General features: G+C 71.5%; 8 protein-coding genes. 5 read left to right on the top strand and 3 right to left on the bottom strand.

The features are described from left to right. The first annotated feature begins 112 nt into the window (after nt 1-112). Nucleotides 113-1,696, top strand: coding sequence for an MBL fold metallo-hydrolase (locus tag ACRB68_RS00805; protein WP_153530413.1), 1,584 nt, complete (start codon nt 113-115; stop codon nt 1,694-1,696). Nucleotides 1,697-1,727: 31 nt separating this feature from the next. Here ACRB68_RS00805 and ACRB68_RS00800 read toward each other — a convergent pair whose 3' ends face one another. Both ACRB68_RS00800 and ACRB68_RS00795 read right to left on the bottom strand, forming a co-directional pair. Next, on the bottom strand, nt 1,728-2,876 hold the full coding sequence (locus ACRB68_RS00800; RefSeq protein ID WP_153530412.1) for a sensor histidine kinase: 1,149 nt from the start codon (nt 2,874-2,876) through the stop codon (nt 1,728-1,730). Beyond that, nucleotides 2,873-3,529, bottom strand: a complete 657-nt coding sequence (locus tag ACRB68_RS00795) for a response regulator transcription factor (protein WP_328593565.1) — start codon at nt 3,527-3,529, stop codon at nt 2,873-2,875. The genes ACRB68_RS00800 and ACRB68_RS00795 overlap by 4 nt, the downstream gene beginning before the upstream one ends. Before the next feature lie 149 nt (nt 3,530-3,678). Here ACRB68_RS00795 and ACRB68_RS00790 point away from each other — a divergent pair, with 149 nt between their 5' ends. From ACRB68_RS00790 to ACRB68_RS00775, 4 genes are all read left to right on the top strand, one after another. Continuing rightward, a complete protein-coding gene (locus tag ACRB68_RS00790; RefSeq protein WP_194293168.1) occupies nt 3,679-5,115 on the top strand; it encodes a hypothetical protein in 1,437 nt (478 codons plus the stop codon). Between the two features lie 67 nt (nt 5,116-5,182). Further along, complete coding sequence (locus ACRB68_RS00785) at nt 5,183-6,157, top strand: alpha/beta hydrolase (RefSeq protein ID WP_153530410.1); 975 nt, start codon at nt 5,183-5,185, stop codon at nt 6,155-6,157. Nucleotides 6,158-6,248: 91 nt separating this feature from the next. Beyond that, the gene (locus ACRB68_RS00780) at nt 6,249-7,166 is read left to right on the top strand and encodes an acetoacetate decarboxylase family protein (RefSeq protein WP_153530409.1); all 918 of its coding nucleotides are present in this window, start codon (nt 6,249-6,251) and stop codon (nt 7,164-7,166) included. Between the two features lie 22 nt (nt 7,167-7,188). Further along, entirely contained in the window at nt 7,189-8,763 is a 1,575-nt protein-coding gene (locus ACRB68_RS00775; protein ID WP_153530408.1) for a succinic semialdehyde dehydrogenase, read from the top strand. Nucleotides 8,764-8,815: 52 nt separating this feature from the next. On the opposite strand, the gene ACRB68_RS00770 is transcribed toward ACRB68_RS00775, so the two are convergent. Further along, the gene (locus tag ACRB68_RS00770; RefSeq protein ID WP_153530407.1) at nt 8,816-10,063 is read right to left on the bottom strand and encodes an NADH:flavin oxidoreductase/NADH oxidase family protein; all 1,248 of its coding nucleotides are present in this window, start codon (nt 10,061-10,063) and stop codon (nt 8,816-8,818) included. Nucleotides 10,064-10,123 lie beyond the last annotated feature (60 nt).

Genomic DNA, 10,123 nt, shown 5'->3' with positions numbered 1-10,123 from the left:
CGACTCTAAGCAGATCACGAGAAAACGGAAGTGGGCTCACCATATTCTCGCTATAAAGGCGGTACATACGGTCGGAAGCGCTTTTGTAGCGGGGGCCGCGATTCTGGCGGCCATGAACACTGAAGAGCTCTTCCTCCGGCCGAACGTCATCATCGAGCCGCTGGTCGACGGGTTCTCCGCGTGGTTCCACTCGGTGGCGCCCGTCCAGGCCGCGATGAACCTCGCGTTCCTGCAGGTGCCGCTTCTGGAGTCGTATCTGGAATCACCGTCGACGCACACCGCGGCCAGCCGGAACCCGGCCCTGCGCGGTGGGTACTTCATCGGCATCGACGAGGCGCGCGCCGGCGACGTCCGGGCGTTGCTGGAGGCGATCCGCCGGGAACGCGCCCCGATGCTGCGCTTCGCCGAGGCCGTCGCCGCGGCCCAGGACCTGCTCCGCGACAACGCGACGGGCTACGACCTGACCCCGCTCTACGCCAAGCTCCCGCCCGAGCTGGCCGGGCTCGTCGAGCTCGCCTACGACACCGAGGGCCAGGCCTCGCTGCGCTTCCTGGAGCCGCTGGTGTACCGCAGCCCGGTGCACACCGAGGCGCGCCAGTCGGTCCAGCTGTCGATCGAGCCGGGCACCGAGCGGCCCTTCGTCCTCAGCACCCCGCGCCTGTCCTCACCGGACGTCCTGGACCTGAAGCTCCCCTTCCGGCACCCGGGCCTGGAAGCCCTGTTCGGCGCCCGCCTCCGCCCGACGACACTCGCATCCCTCCGCGAGGCGCTGGAACTCGACGACACGGCGGCCGCGCAGCTCTCCGGGCTCCTCACCGGCGAACCGTCCCAGGCCGCCGACCGGCACATCGACGGCGGCGGGAGGATCCGCTACCTCGGCCACGCCTGCCTGCTGCTGCAGACGCCCGAGGCGGCCATCCTCACCGACCCGTTCATCAGCGCCGACACCACGGCCGGGGACCGCTACACGCTCGCCGACCTGCCCGACCACATCGATCTGGTGCTCCTCACCCACGGCCACCAGGACCACGTCGTCCTGGAGACCCTGCTCCAACTGCGCGGCCGGGTGGGCGCGGTCGTCGTGCCCCGCTCCTCCGGCGGCGGGCTGGCCGACCCGTCCCTCAAGCTGTTCCTCGCGGGCGCGGGATTCCCGGTCGTGGAGGTCGAGTCCTTCGACGAGGTCCCCTTCCCCGGCGGCCGCGTGACCGCGACCCCCTTCCTCGGCGAGCACGCCGACCTCGACATCCGCGCCAAATCGACCTACTGGATCGAGCTGGCGGGCCGCCGGATCTTCGTCGGCGCCGACTCGTCCGGCGTCGACCCGGTGCTCTACCGCCATATCCGCGGCCACCTCGGCAAGGCCGACGTCGCCTTCCTCGGCATGGAGTGCGACGGGGCGCCCCTGACCTGGCTCTACCAGGCCCTGCTGACCAGGCCCATCCCGCGCAAGATGGACCTGTCCCGCCGGCTCTCCGGCTCGGACGCCGCCCAGGCCGCCGCCATCGTCACCGAACTCGGCGCGGACGAGGCCTACGTCTACGCGATGGGCGAGGAACCCTGGCTGGGCCACGTCATGGCCACCAGCTACAACGAGGACTCCTACCAGCTCAAGCAGATCGAGCGCTTCGAGACCTGGTGCGCCGAGAACGACGTCCGCTCCGAGCACCTCTACGGCCGCCGCGAATGGCGCTGGTGACGTAGCCCGGGCCCCGGCTTCGCCGGCCGGCTCATGAACGGCGGCGGTGAGCAGGAGCCAGGACGGCCTCCGCGGCCGGGAGACCGACGGTGACGGTGAGCCCACCGCCGTCCTTGGGCTCCGCCCGGACGGTGCCGTCATGGGCGTGGGCGATGGCGCGGACGATGGACAGGCCCAGGCCGTGGCCGGAGCGGTCGGTGGCCAGCCGGTGGAACGGCTCGAAGAGGGAAGCGGTCTCGTGGGCGGCGACGACCGGCCCGGTGTTGGCGATCGTGAATCGCACATGGTCACCGGTCGCCTCTGTGGTGACCCACAGCTCGCCGCCCGGCCGGTTGTGCCGGATGGCGTTCTCGACAAGGTTCTGAACAAGCCGCTCGAGCAGTACCGGATCCGCTGCGGCCACGGCCGGAGGCAGCGTGCGGTGCAAGGCCACGCGCGCCTCATCGGCTTCCGGGGATTTCTGCTTCAGGGTGTGCTCGGTGACATCGGCCAGATCGAGAGGGGTTTTGTCGAGGACGGAGTGCTCGCTGTCGGCGAGCGTGAGGAGTCCCTCGATGAGTTGTTCGAGGTCCCTGTTGCTCTCCAGGAGGGCCGCTCCCAGTTGCTTGATGTCGTCGCCGGCGTCGGCGCGCCTGGTCGCGACATCGATCAGGGTGCGGTTGATGGTCAGCGGTGTGCGCAGTTCGTGGGAGGCGTTGGCGACGAAACGCCGCTGGCTTTCGAAGGCGTGGGCCAGGCGGGCGAGCATGCCGTCGAAGGTGTCGGCGAGTTCCTTGATGTCGTCGGCCGGGCCGTGGTGCGCGATGCGCTCGGACAGGTCGCTGCTGTGGGCGACGCGCCGGGCGGTCTCGGTGACCTGATGGACGGGGCGCAGCGCCCGGCCGGCCACCAGCCAGGCCAGTCCGAACGCGGCGATGACCACCAGCGCCAGCGCGGTCGTCCCCTGGGTGAGCAGGGAGCCCAGCGCGTCGGCCTGGTATTCGGCTGCGCGCCGGTCCACGGTCCGCCGGAACGGTTCGGAGTTGTAGCCCACGAGCAACGGTTTGAACCAGGTCGGAGCGGAATTGTGCCGCAGGTAGTTCCTGAAGAGGACGTAATTGAGAGCGAGCAGGGCCAGGCCGGTGACCAGGAACAGTCCGCCGTAGAGGAGGGCGAACCGAAGACGGATCGTGACGTTCATGGAATCCTGTACCCCACCCCGGAGACGGTCTCGATCACCGGAGGGTCGCCGAGTTTGCGGCGTAACTTCATCATCGTCACGCGCACGATGGTGGTGAACGGGTCGGTGTGCTCGTCCCACACCTTCTCCAGGAGGTCCTCCGCGGAGACGACGGCGCCGTCGGCGCGCAACAACTCGGCGAGCAGCGCGAATTCCTTGCGCGCCAGGGAGATCTGCCTGTCGTCGCGGTAGACCTCCCGGTGCGCGGGATCCAGCCGTAATCCCGCCCGCTCGAGCAGGGGCGGGGCCGCCGGCCGTGACCGGCGGCCCAGCGCGTGCACCCGGGCGAGGAGTTCGGCGAAGGAGAACGGCTTGCCCAGGTAGTCGTCGGCGCCCAGGTTCAGGCCGGCCACCCTGGAACGCAGATCCGCGGCCGCGGTGAGCATCAGGATCCGGACGGAGGCGCCGGAGTCGGCGAGGGTCCGGCACACCTGGTCGCCGTGGACCACCGGCAGGCCCCGGTCCAGGACGAGCACGTCGTAGTCGTGGACGCTCAGGCGCTCCAGCGCGGCGCCGCCGTCATGGACCACGTCCACGGCCAGCGCCTCGGCGCGCAGCCCGCCGGCGATGGAGTCGGCGAGCACCCGCACGTCCTCGGCTATCAGAATCCGCACCGTTCCCCCTTTTGCCGGCCGTCGGCTCAACACCCTGCTTTACCAAACGCGGTGTAAAGCGGGTGTGACCAAAGTGATCACGCCCGGTTCACAGGCCATCGAGTGGGCTTCACCCCCAGCGCCGGAAGTACCGGCCGGGGGAGCAGCCAATGCGTAGCAGCAGGTTCGCGGCGATCACGCACCGAACGACCGCCCATATTGCAGCGGTACGTCGATTCAAGGGCAGGAACCGGATCTTCGCCGTCGTTCTGGCCATTGCAGCGGCGTTGCGGGTGGTGACGATGGCCGGATACCCCGTTCCCTGGCTGTATTACGGGGACTCTTTCGCCTATCTCGCGACGGCCGAGCACATGAAGCCTTTGTGGGGCTTCCAGCCCAGCGGTTACCCCGCGCTGCTGTGGCTGCTGCGCCCGTTCCACAGCCTGGCGACGGTGGCCGCCGTGCAGCACCTGCTCGGGCTGGCGAGCGGCGTGCTGATCTATGCCGTGCTGCGCCGCCGCCGGCTGCCCGGCTGGGGCGCGTCCCTGGCCGCGGCACCGATACTGCTGGACGCCTCGTTCCTGCAGTTGGAGCACGGCGTGCTGTCGGACACGCTGTTCATCTTCCTGATCGTCGCCGCGGTCAGCGTGCTGATGTGGTCACCGGAGTTGTCGACGGGACGGGCGGCCGCCTCAGGGGCGCTCCTGGCCATGGCGGCGCTGACCCGCACGATAGCGATCCCGATGATCGTCCTGATGGTGCTGTACCTGCTCGTGTGCAGGACGGGCCTGCGGCGGGCCGGCGCGATGGCCGCGGCGGCCGGTCTGCCATTGGCGTTGTACGCGGGCTGGTACTCCCAGCACTACGGCAGGATCGCCGTGGCCGGCGGCGACGGAGTGGCCCTGTGGGCACGCACCATGACCTTCGCGGACTGCGCCGAGATCAACCCCCCGTCCCGCGAAAGACCCCTGTGCCCCGACGGCCCTCAACAGGACGCCGCCTCGGAGTACGTGTGGGCGGCGGGCTCCCCGATCAACCGGATGCCAGGCGGATTCGCCAACAACGACAAGGCGCGCTCGTTCGCCCTGCGCGCGATCGCCGCCCAGCCACTGGACTATCTGCAGGCGGTCCTCAGCGACACCTCCCTGGCCTTCGCCTGGACTCCCATCGCGCACCCCAAGCGCATCCGCCCGGCTTTCGGGTTCGACTCAGGCCACTGGCCGCTGTCCGAGCGACCCGGGGTCGAACAGACCGTGCACGCCTACGACCCGGGAGCACGAGCCGTCTACTCCCGCCGGCCGTACGCCACCTTCCTGCACCACTACCAGTACGTGGCCTACCTGCGCGGCCCGATGCTCGCCGCTCTGCTGCTGATCGCAGCAGCAGGACTACGCCGCCGGGACGGCGACGTGCCGTTGGGCGCCGCGGTGTTCCTCCTGGTGGCCCCGGTCGCCGTCCTGGACTTCGATCACCGCTACGTCCTGCCCGTCATCCCGGTCGCCTGCCTGGCCGCCGCCACGAGCATCGCCGGCTTCCGGAGCCGGCCGCCGGCTCCCGAGGTGACGCCTGGGAAGCGGCGAGATTTCGCGACCCTGGCAAGGGACTGAGGTCGTCACTCTGGGTAAGTCCTATGTCACGTTCCAGGCCCGTACGCGCTCGTGACATGGAGTGGACATGACCCATCTGCCGCCGCCGATCACCCCTTACCTCGAACCCGCCGCGAAGGAGTTGGCCGAGCAGACCGACCCGCACCCCCGGATCTACGAGGTCCCGCCGGAGCAGGGCCGGGGGATCCTGCTCGACCTGCAGAGCGGCGAGGGCGTGCCCCGCCCGGAGGTCGACGAGGAGTGGGTCGAGGTCGACGCCGGCCAATGGGGCACGGTCCGCACCCGCATCATCCGCCCCAAGGGGGTGAGCGGGCCGCTGCCGGTGGTCTTCTACATCCATGGCGCCGGCTGGGTCTTCGGCGACGAGAAGACCCACGACCGCCTGTTCCGCGAACTGACCGTCGGCGCGGACGCCGCGGGCGTCTTCCCCGTCTACGACCGGGCACCGGAGGCCAGGTACCCCACCCAGGTCGAGCAGAACTACGCCGTCGGGCAGTGGGTCCTGCGGCACGGCGCGGAGCACGGCCTGGACACCACCCGCATCGCCGTCACCGGGGAGTCGGTCGGCGGCTGCATGTCGGCGGTGTTCGCGCTGATGAACAAGGAGCGCGGCGGGATCGACCTCAAGGCTCAGGTCCTGCTCTACCCGGTGACCAACGCCGACTTCGACACCCCGTCCTACCTGCAGTTCGCCGAGGGCTACTACCTCACCCGCGACGGCATGAAGTGGTTCTGGGACGCCTACACCACCGACCCCGCCCAGCGCGCCGAGGTGTACGCCTCCCCGCTCCAGGCCTCCCTGGACCAGCTCCGGGGGCTGCCCACCACCCTGGTCATCACCGACGAGGCCGACGTGCTGCGCGACGAGGGCGAGCAGTACGCCAACAAGCTGCGCGAGGCCGGCGTGGACGTCACCTCGGTCCGGGTGGCCGGCATGGTCCATGACTTCCTGCTCCTGGACAGCCTGCGCGACACCCGCGCCGCCAACGTCGCCCGCAAGCTCGCCGTCGACGCCCTGCGGACGGCGCTGCACGGCGGCTGACGGTCCCGGCCCGGCGCCTTGTTGACACTGCATACATCGCCGGATAGCTTGATGTATGCAGTGTCAACATCCAGGTGAGGGAGTGGTACCGATGACGTCGGCACAGCAGGAGACGGTCGAGGTCGACCTGGGCGGCCGCAAGGTCGCGGTGCCCAAGGGCGGCCTGTACGACCGGTACCGGATGGACACCGACCTGGACGAGGTCGCCCGCGACCCCCGGGTCAGCGGCGTGGACTTCTTCCGGCGGCTGCCCAAGACCAGGGTCGACTCGCCGATCGGCAGCACGCTCACCCCGAACTTCTACTACCGCATCTCGACCGTGCGGCTCACGATGCTCGCCCGCTCCCGCGCGATCCGGTCCCGCCTGCCAAAAGAGCTCGCGCCCCTGGAAGCCGCGCCCGGCCTCGGCCTGGTGTCGGTCATGTTCTTCCGCTACGACGTGTGCGACATCGACTTCTACACCGAGGCCGCCGTCGGCATCGCCGTCCGCCCGGCCCGGCACGGCCGCCTGGGCTTCGTCGACCTGGTCGCGGGGCTGAAGAACGACCGCCTCGACTCCTATGTGCTGTCCCTGCCGGTCAGCACCGAGATCGCCCAGGTCCGCGGCCACGACGGCTACGGCTTCCCCAAGTGGGTCACCGACCTGGACGTCACCGTCGGCGCCGACCGCACGACGGCACGCGTGGCCAACGACGACGGCGGGACCGATCTGGCGTTCTCGGCCCCCACGCCGGCGCAGAGGCCGTTCCCGAGCGGTGAGCGCGTCTCGACCCTCACCTCCTACACGCAGATCGACGGCGCGTGGCACGCGACCGTGAGCCAGACCAACATGCTGGCGGCCGGCAGCACGAGCCTCCCGCGCGGCGCCGCGCTCCAGGTCGGGCAGGGGCGCATGGCCGACGACCTGCGCTCGCTCGAGCCGATCCGGACGCTCCGGCTCGACGTCGTCACCAACGGCCAGCTCGCCCTGCACATGCCCGTCCCCACCTCGGTCCCGGGCCGGGGCTAGCCCCAGGAGCAGGAGCCCCGCCATGCCCACCTCCCACGACTTCGACCTGCCCGCGTCGCTGACCCCGGCCCTGATCGAGCGGCTGAGCCGGCGGGTCACGGCCGCGCCGGGCGCCGCCCGGGTCACCACCAGCGCCCCCTACACCGGCGCCTCGCTGGCCGACCTGCCGGTCTCGGCGCCCGCCGACGTCGAGAACGCGTTCGCGCGCGCCCGCGCCGCGCAGGTCGCCTGGGCCGCCACGCCCCTGCGCGAGCGCAAGCAGATCATGCTGCGCTTCCACGACCTGGTCCTCGCCCGCCAGGACGAGGCGCTGGACCTGATGCAGGCCGAGAGCGGCAAGACCCGCCGCGACGCGTTCCTTGAGGTGTCCGACATCGCGATCACCGCCCGGTACTACGCGCGCAACGCCGCCAGGCTCCTGAAGCCCCAGCGGCGCCGCGGCGCGATCCCGGTGCTGACCCATACCACCGAACTGCGCCACCCCAAGGGCGTCGTCACCGTCATCTCACCGCGGAACTACCCCCTGAGCATGGCCGCGGGCGACGCGATCCCAGCGCTCATGGCCGGCAACGCCGTCGTCCAGAAGCCTGACACCCAGACCGCGCTCACGGCGCTGTGGGCGCTCGGCCTGATGCGCGAGGCCGGTCTGCCCGCCGACGTGTGGCAGATGGTGGTCGGCCAGGCCTCCTCCATCGGGGGAGCGCTGATGGCGGGCGCCGACTACATGATGTTCACCGGCTCCACCGCCAGCGGGCGCCGGATCGCGCGCGACGCGGGCAGCCGCCTCATCGGCGCCTCCCTGGAACTCGGCGGCAAGAACGCCATGCTCGTCCTGGACGACGCCGACGTGGAGCGCGCCGCGGACGGCGCCGTCGCCGCGTGCTTCCCCTCGGCCGGCCAGCTCTGCGTCTCCATCGAGCGCCTGTACGTGGCCGAGGCCGTCCACGACCGGTTCGTCGCCGCGTTCGTCGCCCGCGCGGAGAAGCTCCGGCTGGGCGCCTCCTACGACTACGGCCCCGACGTCGGGAGCCTCACCACCCCGTCCCAGCTCGCCACCGTCACCGCGCACGTCGGCGACGCCGTCGCCAAGGGCGCCACCGTCCTCGCCGGCGGCAGGGCGCGCCCGGATCTCGGTCCGCTGTTCTACGAGCCGACCATCCTCGCCGGCGTCACCCCCGGCATGACGTTGTACGACAGCGAGACCTTCGGCCCCGTCGTGTCGATCTACCCCTTCCGTGACGTCGACGACGCGGTCGGCCGGGCCAACGCCGGCCCGTACGGCCTCAACGCCAGCGTCTGGACCCGCGACGGGGCCCGCGGCCGGGCCGTCGCCGCCCGCCTGCACGCCGGCACCGTCAACGTCAACGAGGCCTTCGCCGCCGCGTGGGCGAGCATCGACGCGCCGATGGGCGGCATGGGCGACTCGGGGCTCGGCCGGCGCCACGGCGCCGACGGGATCCTCAAGTACACCGAGCCCCAGACCGTCGCCCACCAGCGCGTCCGGGGATTCGACCCGCCGGCGCGCGTCTCGCCCCAGAGCTGGTCGGTCTTCCTGACCGCCGCGCTCATGGCGATGAAGAAGGCCGGCGTCCGCTGAGACCCGCCCCGGTGCCCCGACGCCCAGGAGGGACGCCGGGGCACCGGCCGTTTCACGCGGTCCCGCTCGCCGTGGCGGACAGCCAGGCGCGGTAGCGGCGCAGCGCCCGCCGCTGCAGCATCAGCTCGGCGAGCAGGGCGTACGCCGGGCGGACGCCGGGCCGGGGGGCGCTTCCGCGGGCGATGCGGCGCAGCTGGTGGCGGACCTGCGCCATGCCGGCGGCCGAGGCGAGGGCCTTGTCGGACCAGGTCACCGGCCGCATCTCCCGGCCGGCCTCCCGGCCGTGCCGCCAGCGGTCCGGCAGGTCCGGGGTGACGGCGAGGGCGGTGCCGATCCCGACGAGCGCCACCCCGCTGTCCAGGACCCGCTCGGCGGTGTCGCGCCGGGTGATGCCGCCGGTGAGCATCAGCGGCAGCGGGCTGGTCCCGACCAGCTCCCTGGCCAGGTCCAGGAAGTAGGCCTCGCGGGCCTGGGTGCGCGCGTCGGCGGGACGGCCGGTCATCGCCGGGCTCTCATAGCTGCCGCCCGACAGCTCGACCAGGTCGACGCCGAGCGGTTCGAGCATCGCGATCACCTGCCGCGCGTCGTCGGCGTCGAACCCGCCGCGCTGGAAGTCGGCGGAGTTGAGCTTCACCGCGACCGCGAAGGACGGCGCGACGGCCGCCCGGACGGCCCGCACGACGTCGAGCAGCAGCCGGGCCCGGTTCTCCAGCGGCCCGCCCCACGCGTCGGTGCGCCGGTTGACCAGCGGGGACAGGAACTGCGACAGCAGGTAGCCGTGCGCGGCGTGGATCTCCACACCGTCGAACCCCGCCTGTTCGGCGCGCCGGGCGGTGACCGCGAACCGGTCCACGGTGGCCGCGATCTGCTCAGGGGTCATGGCGACGGGACGGCCGAAACGGCCGCTGTGCCGGCCGAGGTCGACGCCCACGGCGGACGGCCCCCACACCACGCCCGGCATGCCGGCCTGGATCTGCCGCCCGGGGTGGCTGATCTGCATCCACACCGCCGCGCCGCCGGACTTGGCGGCCTCGGCCCACGCGGCGAACGGCTCCAGCGGCGCGGCGCCATCGAGCACGACGCCGGCCGGGCCGGTGAGCGCCGCGGCGTGGACCATGACGTTGCCGGTGATCAGCAGCCCGGTGCCGCCGGCGGACCAGCGGCGGTACAGCTCCACCAGCCGCCGGCCGGGCAGCTGGCCGTCGCCGGCCATGTTCTCCTCCATGGCCGCCTTCGCGATCCGGTTGCCCAGCACCTGCCCGGAGCGCAGGGACAACGGCGCGAACACTTCGCTGGTCATCCGGTTCCCTCACTTTTGCGTCGACTAATGTATGCGACGCATACATTAGTCGACGATGTA

It is taken from the genome of Actinomadura macrotermitis (genome assembly GCF_009604375.1).
Lineage (GTDB): Bacteria > Actinomycetota > Actinomycetes > Streptosporangiales > Streptosporangiaceae > Spirillospora > Spirillospora macrotermitis.
The sequence above is the reverse complement of the archived record's forward strand: the minus strand, read 5'-3'. Positions and strand labels throughout refer to the sequence as shown.